Annotated in this window: 16 protein-coding genes; all 16 read left to right on the forward strand. The window is 68.3% G+C overall.

All coding sequences use genetic code 11. The features are described from left to right. The first annotated feature begins 55 nt into the window (after window positions 1-55). The 16 genes from C1878_RS13615 to C1878_RS13690 all read left to right on the forward strand — a co-directional run bounded on the left by C1878_RS13615 (window position 56) and on the right by C1878_RS13690 (window position 18873). The gene (locus C1878_RS13615) at window positions 56-2674 is read left to right on the forward strand and encodes a BTAD domain-containing putative transcriptional regulator (RefSeq protein ID WP_114602158.1); all 2619 of its coding nucleotides are present in this window, start codon (window positions 56-58) and stop codon (window positions 2672-2674) included. Window positions 2675-2779: 105 nt separating this feature from the next. Next, entirely contained in the window at window positions 2780-3052 is a 273-nt protein-coding gene (locus C1878_RS13620) for a BrnT family toxin (protein ID WP_114602159.1), read from the forward strand. Beyond that, window positions 3027-3284, forward strand: a complete 258-nt coding sequence (brnA, locus tag C1878_RS13625) for a type II toxin-antitoxin system BrnA family antitoxin (RefSeq protein WP_114602160.1) — start codon at window positions 3027-3029, stop codon at window positions 3282-3284. Before C1878_RS13620 ends, brnA begins: the two co-directional genes overlap by 26 nt. 237 nt (window positions 3285-3521) lie before the next feature. Next, window positions 3522-6335 (forward strand): preprotein translocase subunit SecA, encoded by a 2814-nt coding sequence (gene secA / locus C1878_RS13630; protein ID WP_114602161.1) that lies wholly within the window; start codon window positions 3522-3524, stop codon window positions 6333-6335. Window positions 6336-6342: 7 nt separating this feature from the next. Further along, on the forward strand, window positions 6343-7437 hold the full coding sequence (prfB, locus tag C1878_RS13635; RefSeq protein ID WP_114602228.1) for a peptide chain release factor 2: 1095 nt from the start codon (window positions 6343-6345) through the stop codon (window positions 7435-7437). 14 nt (window positions 7438-7451) lie between these two features. Then, window positions 7452-8291 (forward strand): transketolase, encoded by an 840-nt coding sequence (locus tag C1878_RS13640; RefSeq protein ID WP_114602162.1) that lies wholly within the window; start codon window positions 7452-7454, stop codon window positions 8289-8291. Then, on the forward strand, window positions 8284-9258 hold the full coding sequence (locus tag C1878_RS13645) for a transketolase family protein (RefSeq protein ID WP_114602163.1): 975 nt from the start codon (window positions 8284-8286) through the stop codon (window positions 9256-9258). The genes C1878_RS13640 and C1878_RS13645 overlap by 8 nt, the downstream gene beginning before the upstream one ends. Before the next feature lie 199 nt (window positions 9259-9457). After that, window positions 9458-10147, forward strand: a complete 690-nt coding sequence (ftsE, locus tag C1878_RS13650; protein WP_199519356.1) for a cell division ATP-binding protein FtsE — start codon at window positions 9458-9460, stop codon at window positions 10145-10147. Continuing rightward, the gene (gene ftsX, locus C1878_RS13655) at window positions 10140-11045 is read left to right on the forward strand and encodes a permease-like cell division protein FtsX (RefSeq protein WP_114602165.1); all 906 of its coding nucleotides are present in this window, start codon (window positions 10140-10142) and stop codon (window positions 11043-11045) included. The genes ftsE and ftsX overlap by 8 nt, the downstream gene beginning before the upstream one ends. Window positions 11046-11067: 22 nt before the next feature. After that, entirely contained in the window at window positions 11068-12357 is a 1290-nt protein-coding gene (locus C1878_RS13660; RefSeq protein WP_114602166.1) for a S41 family peptidase, read from the forward strand. A 4-nt stretch (window positions 12358-12361) separates the two neighbouring features. After that, complete coding sequence (locus tag C1878_RS13665; RefSeq protein ID WP_114602167.1) at window positions 12362-14710, forward strand: ribonuclease R family protein; 2349 nt, start codon at window positions 12362-12364, stop codon at window positions 14708-14710. A 30-nt stretch (window positions 14711-14740) separates the two neighbouring features. Beyond that, on the forward strand, window positions 14741-15700 hold the full coding sequence (locus C1878_RS13670) for a hypothetical protein (RefSeq protein ID WP_241963754.1): 960 nt from the start codon (window positions 14741-14743) through the stop codon (window positions 15698-15700). A 54-nt stretch (window positions 15701-15754) separates the two neighbouring features. Next, complete coding sequence (locus C1878_RS13675; protein WP_114602168.1) at window positions 15755-16225, forward strand: MarR family winged helix-turn-helix transcriptional regulator; 471 nt, start codon at window positions 15755-15757, stop codon at window positions 16223-16225. Window positions 16226-16522: 297 nt separating this feature from the next. Then, window positions 16523-16744, forward strand: coding sequence for an acyl carrier protein (locus tag C1878_RS13680; protein WP_114602169.1), 222 nt, complete (start codon window positions 16523-16525; stop codon window positions 16742-16744). 73 nt (window positions 16745-16817) lie between these two features. Then, window positions 16818-17789, forward strand: coding sequence for a nitronate monooxygenase (locus C1878_RS13685; protein ID WP_167510335.1), 972 nt, complete (start codon window positions 16818-16820; stop codon window positions 17787-17789). Between the two features lie 163 nt (window positions 17790-17952). Then, window positions 17953-18873, forward strand: a complete 921-nt coding sequence (locus C1878_RS13690; protein WP_241963762.1) for an ACP S-malonyltransferase — start codon at window positions 17953-17955, stop codon at window positions 18871-18873. Window position 18874 lies beyond the last annotated feature (1 nt).

Raw genomic sequence — 18874 nt, forward strand, 5'->3', positions numbered from 1 at the left:
TGATAAGCAAACCATCTGGGCTGATGCGCTGCCTCTTCGAGAGGAGCGTTGCCCTATGACTGGATTCCTGGAACAATCGGCGTGCAAAGGCCGTCGGCCGAACCATCTGGCGTCCCGCCGCCACTATCCCCGGCCCGATCTCATCGCGCGGCTTCTGCGCGAGCGCCACGTGGCGCGGTTCCTCGTCGCGCCGGAGGGCTTCGGCAAGAGCGGGCTTGCCATGGAGTACTCCGACACGGTGTTCTCCTTCGAGCACGTGTTCTGGATCAACGGGCGCAGCCCGTGCTTTCTGCGCGACCTCGACCGCGACATCATCGTGTCCTCGCTGACGGCGGCGGACGAGGGGCCGTTCCTCGTCGTGATGGAGGATGTGCCGCCGCTCGACGCCGCCCGGGCGGCGTCGCTGTCGGCCGCGTTCGACGAGCTGCTCGGGCGCGGGTGCGAGGTCCTGGCCACGTGCGCGCCCTCGTGCGACGCCTACGGGCCCCTTCAGCACGACCGGCTCAAGCTTTCCGCAGTCGACCTGCTGCTCTCCGACGTCGAGGTCGACGTCGGCCGCTCTTCCGACGACCGGGCGGCACGGCCCGCCTCCGCGGTTCCCCCGGCCGAGCGCATCCCCGCGCTGGTGTGGGGCCCTCCCGGCGCGGAGGCCGCTTTCCTGGGCGGCATCCTGCGCGAGGAGCTGCCCGCCGACGTGCTGTTGGCCATGGCCACGATGCTCGTGTTGGGGATGGGCTCCGTGCTCGACGTGGACGCGTTCGGCCCGTGCGGCGACGATCTCGTGGCGCTCTTGGCATCGAGCTATCCCTACCTGGGCGTCGATCGGCGCCGCGAGCGGTTCGAGGCACCCGATTTCCCCGCGTCGGCCGTGGCGGGGGCCATCGCCGGCAAGGTCGACGCTCTCGCCGTCCGCTCGCGCTTCGCCGGGCGCGACGCGCTCGTGGGGCGCTGGGCGGACGCCCTCGTCGACCGCGCCCGCTGCGAGCGGGCCTGCGAGTTGGTGGGGGCGCTCTGCTCGCGAGCTGCGCGCGCGGCGTGGCTCGCGGAACGATCGCGCGCGCTCATGAGGCGGGCGTGCGTGCTGCCGGGCCACGAGTTGTACGCCTCGCTCGGGCAGACCGCCTCCCTTGCGAGCCCGCGGCTCGAACTGGGGGAGGCCGTGAGGCTCGCCGTGCTCGGCGACGTGTCGGGGGCGCTCGGCCTCGCCCGGCGCGTCGCCTTCGACCTGTCGGCGCCCGATGGCGTGCGCGCCCTCGCGGCGCTCTTGGTCGTGCGGCGCGGCAAGGGTCCGTCGCGCAAGAGGGCGCACGAGGAGCTCGCGCGGCTTGCGGGTTCGCATGGGGGCGGCGACGCGGCCTCGTCGATGGGCCGCGATGCGGGACGTTCGCCCGACGCGGCGTTCTGGAGCCCCCTCGTGTCGGCTCAGCTGGCTCTCCTCGACGATCCGTCGTGGCTCGCGCACGGCGCCGCATCCCGCATGGAGGACGGGGATGGGGACGCCCGCGCCCTCGCGGCGGCTTGGGCGCTCGACGAGGTGGCCGAGGGCCGGGAGGGCGCTCGATCCGACGAGGCGCCCGAGCGCGCGGAGGCTCTGGCGCGCATGGAGGCGTTCGTCCGGGCACGGCTTGCCGAGGCGGGGGAAGAGGGGCGCGACCTGTTCGCCGCCGCAGCCGGCTTGGCCTTGGAGCGGGTTCGCGAGCGGGGAGGGCTCGACTCGTCCGCGCCGCTCGGCGCCGACGAGGCCCTCGTGCTGCATCGAACGGAGATGGAGCTGTTCTCGCAGAGGCGCTCGTTCGAACGAGCCTCCCGCGAGCGCGAGGAGCGCCGCGCGGAGCGCGCGGCCGCCCGCCCGGACGCGTACCTCGACGGCCGGTACCTGCCCGAGAAGGGCCGCGCCACGACCATCGTCCCCCTGCTCACCGTCAACCTGTTCGGCGGGCTGGACGTGCGCATCGGCGACGCCCCCGTCGACCCGCGACGCTTCCGCCGGCAGAAGGTGAAGACGCTTCTGGCGCTGCTCGTGCTCAACAGGGGCCGCGAGTTCCCGCGCGATAGGCTCGTGCGCATCCTGTGGCCCGAAAGCGAGATGGACACGGCGCGCAAGAATTTCTACAGCATATGGTCGTACCTGCGCAGCGCCCTGTCGGGCCCGTCGGGCACGTGCCCCTACCTCGTGCGCCAACAGAACGGCTGCCGTCTCGACGAGCGCCTGCTGAACACCGACGTGGCGCGGTTCGACGCCGTGTGCCGCATGCTGCTGTTCGGGCAGCCGAGCGCCGACGGATGGGCGCAGCTCTACGCCGAGATAGACGACGCGTTCGCCGACGACCTCATGCCCAGCGAGCAGGACAACGAGTTCGTGGTGCAGGCGCGCAGCGAGTGCCGCGTGCAGCTCGTCGACGCGCTCGTCGCGGCAGCGGACCGCCTCGTCGCGGCGCACGACGTGCAGGAGGGGCTGTGGTTCGCCCGCGCGGCGCTGCGCCGCGACCGCACGCGCGAAGACGCCTACACGGCCCTCATGAGGGCGCAGATCGCCGCCGGTCAGCGCACGGCCGCGCTCGAGACGTACTTCTCCTGCCGCCGCTTCCTCACCACGGAGCTGGGCATCGACCCCTCGCTCGAGACCATGGAGCTCTATCGCAGCATCATCGAGACCGAGGAGCCGTTGGACTGACGGTCGCGCGTCGCCCCTGCCGCTGCGCGTGTATGTCGTGGTGGAGTGTTGAGAGTGAGTAAAAGGTTAATAAAGGTATGGATAATATATCTATAAGGAGCTATAATGGAATTCGAATACGACCCGCAGAAAAGCGCGCGAAACCTTGCGAAGCACGGCATCGACTTCGGAGAGGCGCAGAGACTGTGGGACGAGCCCCACGTGAGGGCGTCTGCCAAGAAACGAGACGAGCGCCGTTACGCTGTTGTCGGCACGGTGCGCGGCGTGTGCTGGACGGCGATAGCGACCGATCGAGGTGATCGGGTTCGTATCATATCGGTCAGGCGCTCGACGGAAAAAGAGAGGAGATACTATGCGCAGCACCAAGATAACCTCTGAGAACCTCGAGGAGATGTTTGACCGCGGTGAGGACGTTACGGAGTTTTTCGACTTCGATTCGGCTGTGGTGGAGGATAAAACCGAAACCAAGCGCGTGAACGTGGACTTCCCCGCGTGGGTGGTGGAGGCGCTCGACCGCGAGGCGCGGCGGATCGGCGTCGGCCGCCAGGCCGTCATCAAGACGTGGATCGCGGAGCGTCTCGACGACGAGGCGGCGCGCAGGAGCGCCTGAACGGCACCGCCAATCCTCTTCAATGTCGATGCGACAGCGTTTTGAGCGGCGGTCGCCCAGACCGCCGCGCGGTCGACCGACTCGAGTGGCGGCTTCATGGAAAACGGAACCCCGTCGCGCGTCCTCACCGGCGCGCGGCGGGGCCTTGCGTGCCCTGTGGATTTCCTTTGACGCGAAGCGCGTTATGCTAGAGTAGCAAGTACTGTTCAAAGCCAAGAGAAGGACGGCGCATCACACATGGCAGGATTCCTATCCAAGCTGCTGACGCTCGGCGAGGGCAAGCAGCTTAAGAACTACGAGGCGGCGGCCCAGAAGATCAACGGCCTCGAAGGGGAGATGCAGGCGAAGTCGGACGACGAGCTGCGCGCCCTCACCGCCTCCTTCCGCGAACGCGCCGACGCGGGCGAAGACCTCAAAAGCCTGCTGCCCGAGGCGTTCGCCACCGTGCGCGAGGCGTCCGTGCGCACGCTGGGGCTGCGCCACTTCGACGTGCAGCTCATCGGCGGCATGGCCCTGAACGACGGCCAGATCGCCGAGATGAAGACCGGCGAGGGCAAGACGCTCGTGTCCACGCTTGCCGGCTACCTGAACGCCATCCCCGGCGACAACGTGCACATCGTCACCGTGAACGACTACCTTGCCAAGCGCGACAGCGAGTGGATGGGCCAGATATACCGCTTCCTCGGCATGGAGGTGGGCCTCATCCAGAACGGCATGCGCCCCGACAAGAAGAAGCCCGCCTACGCGGCCGCCGTCACGTACGGCACGAACTCCGAGTTCGGCTTCGACTACCTGCGCGACAACATGGTCACGCGCGCCGAGGCCCGCGTGCAGCGCGGCCACCACTTCGCCATCGTCGACGAGGTCGACTCCATCCTCATCGACGAGGCGCGAACCCCGCTCATCATCTCCGGTGCCGGCACGCAGGCGGCGGAGACGTACAACAAGTTCGCGCGCGTCATGCCGGGCCTCGTCCCCGAGGTCGACTTCGACATGGACGAGGCGAAGAAGACCATCAACGCCACCGAGAGCGGCTTGGAGAAGATCGAGTCGATGCTCGGCATCGAGGACATCTACGCCGACCCGTCGGGCCAGATGGCGAACCACCTGCAGCAGGCCTTGAAGGCCCAGTTCCTGTTCCACCGCGACGTGGACTACGTCGTGGTGAACGGCGAGGTGAAGATCGTCGACGAGTTCACGGGCCGCATCATGGAGGGCCGCCGCTACTCCGAGGGCCTGCACCAGGCGCTCGAGGCGAAAGAGCACGTGCTCGTGCGCGAGGAGAACCAGACGCTGGCCACCATCACGCTGCAGAACTACTTCCGCCTGTACGAGAAGCTCTCCGGCATGACCGGCACCGCCATGACCGAGGACGCCGAGTTCCGCGAGATCTACAAGCTGCCCGTCGTGGCCATCCCGCCGAACCGCCCCGTGGCCCGAAAAGACGAGGACGACCTCATCTACCGCTCGGTGGAGGCGAAGTTCAACGCCGTGGCCGACGACGTGGCCACGCGCCACCAGGCCGGGCAGCCCTGCCTCATCGGCACGGTGTCCATCGAGAGCTCCGAGAAGCTCTCCCGCCTGCTGGACAAGCGCGGCATCAAGCACGAGACCCTGAACGCGAAGAACCACGAGCGCGAGGCCCACATCATCGCGCAGGCCGGCCGCGTGGGCGCCGTGACCATCGCCACGAACATGGCGGGCCGCGGAACCGACATCCTCTTGGGCGGCAATCCCGAGGTCATGGCCGACGACGTGCTCCGCGCGCGCGGCTTCGACCCCGACCGCTCCTTGAACGACGAGGAGGCCGTCGAGGCGGACGAGGCGGCCATGCCGGCGCCCTCCGACGAGGAGCGCGCGAGCGCGCTCGCCGAAGCGAAGGAGACCTGCGCCGTCGAGCACGAGCAGGTCATCGCCGCGGGCGGTCTCACGGTCATCGGCACCGAGCGCCACGAGTCGCGCCGTATCGACAACCAGCTGCGCGGCCGCGCCGGCCGCCAGGGCGACCCGGGCGTCACGCAGTTCTACCTGTCGTTGGAAGACGACCTCATGCGCCTGTTCGGCGGCAACCGCATGGACTCCATCGGCCGCATGATGGAGAAGACCGACATGCCCGAGGACATGCCCATCCAGGCCGGCATGGTGTCCAAGGCCATCGAGAGCGCCCAGCGCCAGGTGGAGAGCATGCACTTCGCCGCCCGTAAGAACGTGCTCGAGTACGACGACGTCATGAACCTGCAGCGCGCCGCCATCTACGGCGAGCGCAACGCCATCCTGGACGGCAAGGACATGGCCGAGCGCATCCCCGAGATCGTGCGCGAGGCGGCTGAGGCCGTGGTGTCCGAGAACTGTCCCGACAAGGTGCCGAGCGACGACTGGGACGTCAAGCCCGTGGAGACGTGGGCCGCGAACATGACGGGTCGCGACGACTTCAAGGTGGCGGAGATCGACCACGAGGACGATCCGGCCCTGCTCGCCGACGCGTTGGTGGAGTACTTGGAAGGCGTGTACGTCGAGAAGGCCGGGCAGCTGGGCGAGGACGTTATGAAGACCCTCGAGGCCCAGGTCATGCTTCGCATCATCGACACGCGCTGGATGGCCCACCTCCAGGAGATGGACTACCTCAAAGCGGGCATCGGCCTGCGCGCGTTCGGCCAGCGCGACCCGCTCGTCGAATACAAGAACGAGGCCTACAACGCGTTCCAGAACCTCACGGCGTCCATGTACGAGGACTACCTGCGCACGCTTTTGCGCCTGCAGATAGCCGTGCAGCAGGCTCCGGAGCTGCCCGAGGAGAAGAGCCCGCTCGACGGCAAGGTGAGCTACTCCTCGCCCGAGCAGGCGCTCGAGCAGACGGGCGTGGCCGCCGCGCGCAGCCAGGCTTCCGCCCAGGCCGCCGGCCAGGCCGCGCCGCCCCCGAAGCCCGCCGCCGCGAAGCCGCAGACGTTCGAGAAGGACAAAGACGACCCCTTCGCGAACGTGGGCCGCAACGACCCGTGCCCTTGCGGCTCGGGGCTGAAATACAAGAAGTGCCACGGCAAAAACGCATAGGTTGAACATGGCAGACAGCAACGAACACGATATCGAGCAGATGGCCGAGCGCGTGAGCGACGCGCGCGGCTTCTTGCATATCGACGACAAGACGGCCGAGCTGGCGAAGCTCGACGAGGAGATAGCGGCCCCCGGTTTCTGGGACGACGCGGCGCACGCGCAGGGCGTGTCCAAGCAGGCGTCGAACCTGCGCGAGACCATCCGCGAGTACGACGAGGCCGCCGCTCTTCTGGAGGACGCCCGCGCCGCGCTCGAGCTGGCGGGGGAGGACGAGGCGTTCGCCGAGGAGGCCGACGCCGCGCTGGCGCGCCTGTCGGGCCTGCTCGACGCGCTGGAGATCACGTCGTGGTTCTCGGAGCGCTTCGACGGCGGCGATGCCATCCTCACGGTGAACCCCGGTTCCGGCGGGCTGGAGGCCCAGGACTGGACCGACATGCTCTACCGCATGTACACCCGCTACGCCGAGAACAAGGGCTGGAAGGTCACGATCCTCGACGTGGTTCCGGGCGAGGGCATCGGCCTTGACAAGGCCACGATCCAGATCGAGGGCCGCAACGCCTTCGGCATGCTGAAGAGCGAGAACGGCGTGCACCGCCTCGTGCGCATCAGCCCCACCGACGACAAGAAGCGCCGCCACACCACGTTCGCGGGCGTGGAGGTGCTGCCGGTGCTGCCCGACGACATCGAGGTGGACCTGAACCCCTCCGACGTGCGCGTGGACGTGTACCGCTCCAGCGGCCCCGGCGGCCAGTGCGTGAACACCACCGACTCGGCCGTGCGCCTCACGCACCTGCCCACGGGCATCGTGGTGACGTGCCAGAACGAGAAGTCCCAGCTGCAGAACAAGGAGGCGGCGTTCCGCGTGCTCAAGGCGAAGCTCTACGAGCGCGAAGAGCAGAAGCGCCAAGAGGAGCTGGCCGAGCTGCGCGGCGACCGCATGGAGAACACGTTCGGCAGCCAGATCCGCAACTACGTGCTCTACCCTTACCAGATGGTGAAGGACGTGCGCAGCGGCGTGGAAACCGGCAACGTCGACGCCGTCCTCGACGGCGACCTGGAGGATTTCGTGATAGGCTATCACAAGTGGCGAGTCTCGCAATAACGGAAGGAAACGAAATGACCGAGCTTGAACGACGGGCGACGGAGATGCGCGTCGACATCGTGCGCATGATCGCCGAGGCCGGCAGCGGGCACCCGGGCGGATCGCTCTCGTGCGCCGACATCCTGGCCGCGCTGTACTTCGGCGGCGTGCTCGAGCACGACCCGGAGAACCCGGAGTGGGAGGGGCGCGACCGCTTCGTCCTTGCGAAGGGGCATGCGGCGCCGGCGCTCTACGCGGCGCTCGCGCAGGCCGGCTACTTCCCGAAAGCCGAGCTCGCCACGCTGCGCAAGCTGGGCAGCCGGCTGCAGGGCCACCCGGACTCGAACCAGGTGCCCGGCGTCGAGGTGTCCACGGGCTCGCTCGGCCAGGGGCTGTCCATCGCCGCCGGCGCCGCGGCCGGCCTCAAGCTGGACGGCAAGCCGCAGGCGGTGTTCGCGCTGCTGGGCGACGGCGAGTGCCAGGAGGGCCAGGTGTGGGAGGCCGCCATGTTCGCGGCGCATCGGCGCTTGGACAACCTCGTGGCCGTCGTCGACCGCAACGGCCTGCAGATCGACGGACGCACCTGCGACGTGTGCGATCCGGGCGATCTGGGCGCGAAGTTCGCCGCGTTCGGCTGGGACGTGACCGAGGTCGACGGCCACGACGCGGGGGCCCTCGTCGAGGTGCTGGGGGCCGCGAAGGCCGACCGTGCGGGCAAGCCGCACGCCGTCATCGCCCGCACCGTCAAGGGCAAGGGCGTGCCGTTCATGGAAAACGAGGCGGGCTGGCACGGGAAGGCGCCGAGCGCCGAGCAGGCCGCCGACGCGCTCGCCGCGCTCGAGGGCGCCGAGGGGAAGGAGGCCCGCCGTGGTTAAGCTCGCCAACGAGGACCAGGCCAAGCAGAAGAAGGCCACGCGTGCGGCTTACGGAGCGACGCTCGCCGAGCTCGCGGGCGAGGGCGTGCCGGTCGTTGCGGTGGACGCCGACCTCACGGGCTCCACGACCACGAAGAAGCTGGCCGACGCCGGATACGTCGACCGCCTGTTCAACTGCGGCATCGCCGAGCAGAACATGGTGGACGTGGCGGCCGGCCTGGCCGTCACGGGGCACGTGGCCTTCACCGGCTCGTTCGCCGTGTTCGGCACGGGGCGCGCCTACGACCAGATCCGCAACACCGTGTGCTACAGCAACCTGAACGTCAAGATAGCTCCCACGCACGCCGGCATCTCGGTGGGCCCCGACGGCGGAAGCCATCAGATGCTCGAGGACGTGTCGCTCATGCGGGGGCTGCCCAACATGCGCGTGCTCGTGCCGGCCGACTACGCCGCCGCCCGCGCCGCGCTGCGCCTGGCGGCCGCCGAGCCGGGCCCCGTCTATGTGCGCATGGGCCGCGCCTCGGTGCCGTGCGTGTACGCCGACGACGTGGAGCTGGAGCTCGGGCGCGCCTACGTGCTGCGCGAGGGTTCCGACGCCACCGTCGTGGCCTGCGGCGTGGAGGTGGAGCAGGCGCTCAAGGCGGCCGAGGTGCTGGCGGCCGAGGGCGTCGAGGTCGAGGTGATCGACGCGTTCTCCGTGAAGCCGCTCGACGAGGAGACCGTCCTGGCCTCTGCGGCCAAGACGGGCTGCGTCGTCACGGCCGAAGAGCACAGCGTGATGGGCGGCCTCGGCTCGGCTGTGGCCGAGACGCTCGCGCGCAAGCTCCCCACGCCCATGGAGTTCGTGGGCATGCGCGACGCGTTCGGCAAATCGGGCGAGTTCGAGGAGCTGATGGCGTACTTCGACCTGGACGCGGACGCGCTTGTCGAAGCTGTGAAGAACGTCATGGCGCGAAAGCAAGTCTGATAGAATCTAGCCGTCTCAGTACATCACTATTCGAACGGAGCATTCTGTGACGAACGTTTCCAGCCAAGGGGGTTCTGCGCGCCCGACGGGTCGCACCGGCGCCCACGCGGCTCACTCCCGGCAGGCTACTTCGCAGCTTTCTGCGTCGCTGCCCGTTCTGGAGGTCGACGACATCCCCCAGCAGGCGGGCACGCCGGTCATCACCTTCGACCACGTGACGAAAGTGTACCCCGCGCAGCCCAACAAGCCGGCGCTCAACGACATATCGCTGCAGATCTACGCAGGCGAGTTCATCTTCCTCGTGGGCCATTCCGGCTCCGGCAAGTCCACCTTCATCCGCATGCTCATCCGCGAGGTGAAGCCGACGCAGGGCCACATCTACGTCGCCGACGAGGATCTCACCACCATGCGCAACTGGCGCGTGCCGTACTTGCGCCGCAACATCGGCTGCGTGTTCCAGGACTTCAAGCTGCTGCCGAACAAGACCGTGTTCGAGAACGTGGCGTTCGCGCTCGAGGTCATCGGCAAGAGCCGCCACGTCATCAAGACGCAGGTGCCCGAGGTGCTGCGTCTGGTGGGTTTGCAGGACAAGCTCAACAAGCGCCCCGACCAGCTCTCCGGCGGCGAGCAGCAGCGCGTGTCCATCGCGCGCGCCATCGTGAACCGCCCGCCGCTGCTCGTGTGCGACGAGCCCACCGGCAACCTCGACCCGCAGACGTCGCGCGGCATCATGGATCTGCTCGAGCGCATCAACCGCACGGGCACCACGGTGCTCGTGGCCACGCACGACCGCGAGATGGTGGACAACATGCGCCGCCGCGTGGTCGCGCTCGACCGCGGGCATCTGACCCGCGACCAGGATAGGGGGGTGTACGGCTTCGATGTCTAGTTTCGCGTACTTCCTCAAAGAGTCCCTGACGGGCTTCACGCGCAACCTTTCGACGGCGCTCGGCTCCATCGTCACCATCTTCCTGTCGCTTTTGATCATCGGCGTGTTCCTCGTCGGCGGCCTCGTGGTCGAGAACGTGGTGTCCGGCGTGGAGAACGAGGTGTCCATCGCCGCGTTCGTGGCCGACGACGCCTCGCAGAGCGACATCGACCAGGTGGAGAGCTACATCCGCGGCCTCGACGGCGTGGCCTCGGTGGGCTTCACCACCAAGGAGCAGGCGCTCGAGAACTTCCGCTCGACGTCCACCACCGACATCATCGACGCGCTCGACGGCCAGAACCCGCTGCCCGCGTCCATCGACGTGGAGCTTTCCGACCCCCAGCTCGTGGAGCAGGTCGCCGACTCCATCCGCAACAACGCCACGTACCAGAAGATCTACGGCTACGACACCGTGGACGAGTCGCTCAAGTACGGCCAGAAGACGGTGGAGAAGCTGTTCACGCTCACGAACTACGTGCGCTACATCGGCATCGCCCTCATCGTGCTGCTCATCTTCATCGCCATGGTGTTCATCAACAACACCATCCGCCTGGCCATCCTGGCCCGCCGCAAGGAGATCGCCATCATGCGCCTCGTGGGCGCGTCGAACGGCTTCATCCGCGGACCCTTCCTCATGGAGGGCGCGCTGCACGCCGTCATCGGATCGCTGTTGGCGGTGGGCGTGCTGGAGCTTCTGCGCAACATGGCGCTGCCGAAGCTGCAGAGCGCGCTGCCGTTCCTGTCCTTCGACGTGAGCCTGAACATGTTCTTGCTCATCTACGTCGCGCTCGTGGTCGCGGGCCTGGTCATCGGCCTGCTGGGCTCCGCGTTGGCCATGCGCCGCTACCTGAAGGTGTAGCGGTCGCGCAGGCGGCCCGCATATGGCAAGGCATGGAGACAACAAGCAGATTGCGGCGTCCGCGCGTAAAGCGCGGGCCCGCAATCTGCGTTTGATGAGGGTGTTCGCGCTCGTCGTGTTCCTTTGCGCGGCCTTCGTGGCCGGGTTCGCCGTGCGCGGCAACGACACGCTGCTCGCGTCGCTCGGGTTCGTCCCGCTGCTGGAGAACGGCGATTCCGTTGCGGGAACGGCGGCGGCCAAGGACAAGAACGCCTTCAACTCGCTGTCCGCGCGCGTCTCGGAGGTGGAGGACGCGCTCGCCAACGACTCCCTGGACTCCTACGATCTCGACGCGGCCACCATGGGCGTGCTCGACGCGTTCGCCGACACTACGGAAGATCCCTACCTGCGCTACTACGATCCGGCGCGCTACTCCTCGCTCATGCACGACAGCTCGGGCAGCTACTCCGGCGTGGGCGTGCTGTTCTCGGAGTACAACGGGCTGGCCTACGCCGTGGACGTGTTCGACGGCTCGGCGGCTCAGGCGGCGGGCGTGCGCCAGGGGGACTTCGTGGTGGCGATCGACGGCGACCGGGGCCAGGAATGGTCCATGAACGAGGTCACGGCATCGCTCGACCGCGAGGAGGGCGACACCGTGGTCGTGACGTGGCGGCGCCCGGCCACGCTGGAGGCCGAGGGCGGCGAGGAGTTCACCACCACGCTGGCCTGCTCGAAGTACGACGTGAAGAACGTCACGACGAGCCTCTCCGGAACCGTGGGCTACATCAAGGTGAAGCAGCTGACGCAGAACTCGTCCAGCCTGGTGAAGCAGGCGCTCGCGGATTTGGGCGCCCAAGGGGCCCTTTCGTTCGTGCTCGACGTCCGCGACAACCCCGGCGGCTACCTCACGCAGGCCGTGGACATGGCGAGCCTGTTCGTGAAAAGCGGGGCCATCGTGCAGATAGAGACGAAGGACGGCAAGAGCGTGAAGTCGGCCACGGGCAGCGTGGCCACGGACAAGCCGCTCGTGGTGCTGGTGAACGAGAACACCGCTGCCGCCGCCGAGGTGCTGGCCGCCGCGCTGCAGGAGAGCCAGCGCGCCACGCTCGTGGGCGCCTCGACGCTGGGCAAGGGGTCAGTGCAGGTGGTGCGCGATTTGAGCTTCGGCGGCGCGTTGCGCTACACGGCGGCCTACTACCTGAGCCCCCAGGGCCGCTCGTTCGACGGCGTGGGCGTGACGCCGGACGTGTCGGTGGGACTCGGCGGCGAGGCCGGCAGCGACAACCAGAAGAACCTGGCCTTGGAAACCGCCCAATCCCTCGTGCGGGAATAGCGCCGTGGCGCGCTCGCGGTCGCATACGCGCCGCCGACCCCGCAGCAACCCGCGCGGCGTGCTGACCGTGCGCGGCGGCGGCTTCGGGTTCGTGCAAACGGCCGAGGGCGCCTACTTCGTCCCCGCGTCGAAGATGGCCGGCGCCTTCGACGGCGACCTGGTGGAAGTGGCGCCCCTGCCCCCGTCGGGCGGTAAAGGAGGGGCGAAGCAGCCGCACCAGGGCGGTTCCCGTTCCGGCGACCAGCCTGCCGCCCGGGTGCTGCGCGTGCTCGACCGCGCGCACGACACGATCGTGGGCCGCTACGAGGTGGCCGAGCCCTTCGGCGTGGTGGTGCCCGAGGACGCGCGCATTCCCTACGACATCTTCACCATGCGGGCCGACCATCCGGACGTCGAGGACGGGTCGCTCGTGCGCGTGCGCATCACCGCGTTCCCGTCGCGCAACACGGCGGCCACCGGCGTGGTGGAGGAGGTTATCGGCCGCGCGGGCGACGAGGACCTGGGCGTGGACCTCATCGTGGCGCGGCACAAGCTCGAGACGGCGTTCTCGGAAGGCGCGCTCGCCGAGGCGCGCGCCGCCGTACTGGACGAGGACGGGGCGCTGGCGGAAGGGTACCGCGATCTGCGGGGGCGCTTCACGTTCACCATCGACCCCGCCGACGCGCGGGACTTCGACGACGCGCTGTCTTTGGAGCGGGTTTCGACCGACGGGACCGCCCTCGGACTCGCGGATGCCCAGTCGCTCGGCAGTCCTGGCTCGCACGGAAGCCCCGCTGGGGCTTCCGGCTCGTGCGGAACTCGCTTGGTGGGCACCCGCGAGCCCGAGGGCTCCAAGGGGGTCGTAGGTGCCGCTGGCGATGCGGGTGGTGTCGAGGGGCTGCGAGGTTCTTGCGTCGATGGAGAACGTGCTGCTGGTGAGAACGGTTCGACCGGCGAGGCTTCCGGGGTTGGGGGCTGCGGGGTTCCTGCCGGGGTGCGGTTCGTGGACGGGCGCGGCGCCCGCGCGGCGCGGTGGCGGCTGGGGGTGCATATCGCGGACGTGTCGCACTACGTGCTGTGGAACTCGTCGATCGACCTGGACGCGCGGAGGCGGGCGACGAGCGTGTACCTGGTCGACCGGGTCATCCCCATGCTTCCCGAAGAGCTGTCGGGCGACCTGTGCTCGCTTCGGCCCGGCGAGGCGCGGAGGGCGATGACGGCCGACCTGTACCTGGACGGCGAGGCCCGGCTCGTGGGCTACGAGCTGTATCCGGCGCTCATCCGCTCGGATGCCCGGCTGACCTACGACGAAGCCCAAACCATGCTGTCGGCTTGTCAGCCGACGGGCAATGCCGACGCCGCGGAAACCTTCGCTGACGTGGGTGGATCTGCTCCGTCGAACGACTCCCTCGCCGCGCGCCTCGCGGTGCTCTCGCGCATTGCGAAGCGGCGCGCGGCCGCGCGGGAGGCGGCCGGGGGGCTCGACTTCGACACGACCGAGGCGAAGGTTCGCTTGGACGACGAGGGGCATCCCGTGGCCATCGACCTGCGGCGCAAGACGGAAGCGACGTCGCTCGTCGAGGAGGCCATGATACTGGCGAACGAGACGGTCGCGCGCCATCTGCGCGACGCCAAGTTCCCGGGCATCTTCCGCGTGCACGACAAGCCCTCGGCCGACAGCCTGGCTGCGCTCGTCCCGGTGTTCCAGGAGTTCGCGTGGTTCGGGGGAATCGACCAGAACCGGCTCGTGGCCGGCGATCCGCACGTCCTCGCCCAGGTGCTCGATGCCAGCGCGGGCCGCCCCGAAGGCGAGCTCGTGTCCACGCTCGTGCTGAGGTCCATGAAGCGCGCCGTGTACCGTCCCGCCTGCGAGCCGCACTACGGCCTGGCGAGCGAGGCGTACGCGCACTTCACGAGCCCTATCAGGCGCTATCCCGACCTCGTGGTGCACCGCATGCTCAAGGCGCAGCTGCGCCGGCGGCCGGAGCGGTTCGACCAAGAGGTCGCGGCCCTGCCGTGGATAGCCGAGCACTCGTCCGACATGGAGCGTGTGGCCGAGAAGGCGGCGCGCGAGTCGCAGGAGCTCAAGATCGTGGAGTATATGGAGCGTGCGGTGGGGCAGGCGTTTCCGGCCGTCGTGTCGGGCGTGGCCAATTACGGCGTGTACGTGCGGTTGGAGAACACGGCCGAGGGGCTCGTGCCGCTCAAGAACCTGGGGCGCGAGTACTTCTCGTTCGATCCGGTGCTGCACCGTTTGACGGGCCAGGATTCCGGCGCGGTCTATCGGCTGGGGCAGCGCCTGCCCGTCGTGCTCACGTCGGCCGACCCGCGCGCCGGCCGGCTCGATTTCCGCCCGGCGCGCGAAGAGCGCTGAAGCGGATTCCGCGGGCGAAGGGGGGAAGCGATGGGACGAGTGCGCGAGAGGGCGTTGGCCATGGTGCGCGTCATGCGCCGCAACAAGGGGACCTTCGCGCTGTACGTGGTGCTGCGCCTCGTCGTGGTGGCGTGCGCCGTGACCGCGCTCGTGTTCGGCAACTACGAGGCGTTCTTCCTGTGCCTGCTCACGCTCGTGCTGTTCCTGGTGCCGCCGTTCATCGAGGTCAACTTCAGCATCACGATACCCGAGACGCTCGAGGTGGTCATCGCCCTGTTCATCTTCGCCGCGGAGATACTGGGCGAGGTGTTCCACTTCTACACCATCATCCCGTTCTGGGACACGCTGCTGCACACGTTCAACGGGTTTCTGGCGGCGGCCATCGGCCTCGCGCTCGTGTCCATCCTGAACCGCTCGGACCGCATCGCGTTCTACCTCTCGCCGTTCTTCTGCGCCGTCGTGGCGTTCTGCTTCTCCATGACCATCGGCGTGCTGTGGGAGTTCTTCGAGTTCGGCATGGACTGGGTGTTCGGGCTCGACATGCAGAAGGACACCATCGTGGGCAGCATCGCCAGCGTCATGCTGGATCCGGAAGGGCTGCAGCGGCCGTGGCGCATCGACGGCATCGAGTCCGTGGTGGTGAACGGGCGGGACCTGGGGTTGGGAGGGTACCTGGACATCGGGCTCATCGACACGATGGAGGATCTGTTCGTGAACTTCGTGGGGGCGCTCGCGTTCTCCGTCATCGGCTACCGTTACCTGAAAAGCAAGGGCGAGGGCACGTTCGCGCGTCGCTTCGTGCCCGTGCTGTCCGTGCCGGAAGGGGAAGCGCCGCGCCCCGCCGGCATCGTGTCGGGGGAGGACGGCGGGCCGGGCGAGAACGCCGAGGCCAACCCGCCTGCCGGTTTCGGCGAGCCTGCCCGTTCCGGAGGCCACGGCGCCTCCGCCGAAGGCATCGATTCCGACAAGCCAGATACTTTGACTATCTAACTAACTGCGGTATGATGCGGATGACGTGAGGCGACGAACGAGAAGGAGGCGGGAATGAACGGTTCCAGCAAGGAGGCGAGCGCGTCGCGGCAGCGACGCGAGGAGATCGACGACCTGCTGTCCGGCACGTTCAACTCCATCTTGCGCATCGAGGAGCAATCGCTCGACAACCGCCTGACGCATGGATTGACCATCACCGAAGTGCACACCATCGTGGCCATCGGCCTGCACGAGCGCAATCCGATGAACGTGGTGGCCGCGCGCCTGAACGTGACGCTGGCCACGCTGACCACGGCGGTGAACAAATTGGCCCGGAAGGGGTTCGTCGACCGCACGCGGGCGGAGGACGACCGGCGCAAGGTGCTGGTGTCGCTCACCAAGAAGGGCAGACAGGTGCTGCGCGCGCACAACCTGTTCCACCACCAGATGATCGACGAGGCGCTGGCCGACCTCACCGACGAAGAGGAGCGCGTGTTCGCCGACGCGCTGGCGAAGGTGAAGGCGTTTTTCGATTCTCAGGCTTAGGGGATATCGACCTGTGGGGCGGGCGGCGCGGTCGTACAGCACTCCTCACACACGCAGCGATTGTTCGTCGCACTGCACGACCGCGCCGCCCTGTTCATGGCTGGATGACTCGGCTGGAAGCGTTGCAGCATCCCGGGGGCTCGTCGGGAACGGGGCGGAAGAAGAGAGGGGAAGGCCGCAGAAATCGTGGAGGGGCGGCGAGGGGCCTTGCAATCGAAAGTCCGTCACCATACCATTACTTCGGTAGAAATACTTTGATTATCAAACTAATTGGCATGACGCGAAAGGAACGCAACCATGGCTACCATCGACACCGTGAAGGAAGTCCTCGTGGAGAACCTCGACCTCGAGGCCGACAAGGTCACCGAGGACGCCACGCTGGAATCGCTCGGCGTGGACTCGCTCGACATGGTCGAGCTCATCTGCGATTTGGAGGAGAAATGCGAGGTCGAGTTCGGCGAGCCCGAGGGCATCGAGACCATCGGCCAGCTCGTCGCGCACATCGACTCGTTGAAGTAAGCGCATGCCGATCGGGCCCCGATGCGGGGCCCTTGCTTTGACGCACGCCGGAAGAAGAGGAGCGAACTTGAGCATGAAGACGCGTATCACGGAACTGCTGGGCATCGAGGTGCCCGTCATCCAGGGCGCCATGGCGCGCATCGCCAACGCGAGCCTGGCCGGCGCGGTGAGCGAGGCCGGCGGCCTGGGCATCATCGCATGCGGCGGCGCGCCGCTCGATTGGGTGGAGGAGCAGGTGCGCATCGCCCGCTCGATGACCGACAAGCCCATCGGCGCGAACGTCATGCTCATGGATCCGAACGCCGGCGAGACGGCCGAGCTTCTGGCCCGGCTCAAGGTGGACGTCATCACGACGGGCGCGGGCAGCCCGGCGAACTACCTGCCGATGTGGAAGGAAGCCGGCATCAAGGTGGTGCCCGTGGTGGCCTCGAGCGCGCTGGCTGCGCGCATGGAGCGCTTGGGCGCCGATGCCGTGGTGGCCGAGGGCACCGAGGCCGGCGGCCACATCGGCGAGCTGACCACGATGGCGCTCATCCCCGCGGTGTGCGACGCCGTGTCCATCCCCGTGATCGCCGCCGGCGGCATCGCCGACGGGCGCGGCATGGCCGCCGCCTTCGCGCTGGGCGCCGAGGGCGTGCAGGTAGGCACCCGCTTCCTCACGGTGGACGAGTGCACCATCGCCGACGCGTACAAGGACAAGGTGATCGCCGCCAAGGACGCCGACACCATCGTCACGGGCCGCGGCAGCGGGCATCCCGTGCGCTGCCTGAAGAACAAGTTCGCCCGCAAAGCGCGGTCGCTCGAGGGCGACGTGGCGGCCAACGGCGACGAGTTGGAGGCCATGTACGTGGGATCGCTCAAGCGCGCCATCGAGGGCGACGTGGACAACGGCACCATGATGGCCGGCCAGTCGGCCGCGCTCGTGCACGAGCGCGCGACGGCGGCCGAGGCTATCGCTCGGATGATCGAAGAGGCCGAGGCTCTGGGCGGGCTTAACTTGGAAGCACTGGCTGCGCTGAGCGCCCGGCGCGGGCGCGCGATCTAAGGGGCTCTTGATGGACGATTTTCAACCTGCGGGAGGGCTGGACGACATCGCCCAGTCGCTCGAACAGTCCTCGCTGCGCTGCGGAACTCGCTTGGTGGACGACGCCGTCCAGCCCTGTTCCGGTTCGGCGATCCCCGTTATCCCCGCTGGCGCGCCTGTGTTCATGTTTTCGGGGCAGGGATCGCAGAAGCCGGGGATGGGGGGCGATCTCCTCGCTGTGAAAGAGGTGAGGGAGGTTTTCGCCTGCGCGTCCGACGTGCTCGGGTGCGACGTGGCCGATCTCGTGCTCAACGCGGAGCCTGAGAAGCTCAACGACACGCGCAACGCCCAGCCGGCGCTGTGCGTGCTGTCGGTGGGCATCGCGCGCGTCCTCATGGCGCGCGGCGTGGAGCCGGCGGCGGTGCTGGGCTTCTCGCTGGGGCAGGTGAGCGCGCTTGCCGTGTCGGGCATGCTTTCCGACGAGGCGACGTTCGCGTTCGTGAAGGCGCGCTCGGAGCTCATGGCCGAGGCGGCCGCCGCCCATCCGGGGGCTATGAGCGCCCTCTTGAAGGCCGACGAAGAGAGCGTCGACGCGCTCTGCGAGCGGTGCGCCGAGGGCGAGGTGCTGGTGCCCGCGAACTTCAACTGCCCGGGGCAGATCGTCGTCGCCGGCGCGCCGGCGGCCGTCGCGCGCGCCGAGGCGGCGTGGGCCGAGGCGGGGAGGCGCTCGTCGCGTCTGGCCACGTCGGGCGCGTTCCACAGCCCGCTCATGGCCGATGCCGCGGCAGGGCTCGCCGACTACCTGAAGGGCGTCGAGTTCTCTGAGCCGCGCATCCCGCTTGTCTGCAACGTCACCGCCGCGCCGCTGTCCGCCGCCGAGGCGCGCGACCATCTCGTGCGCCATCTCACGAGCCCCGTCCGCTTCCAGCAGAGCGTCGAGGCGCTTGCCCGTTCCGGCACCGACTCGTTCGTCGAAGTCGGCTTCGGCGGCGTTTTGGCGAACCTCGTGAAGCGCATCGACAAGAGCGCGACGCGCGCCTGCGTCCAGGATCGCGCGAGCTTCGACGGATACCTGGCCGCAGCTTCCGCAACCGATTCCGAATAGG

Origin of the sequence: Gordonibacter sp. 28C (assembly GCF_003339845.1) — a bacterium.
Lineage (GTDB): Bacteria > Actinomycetota > Coriobacteriia > Coriobacteriales > Eggerthellaceae > Gordonibacter.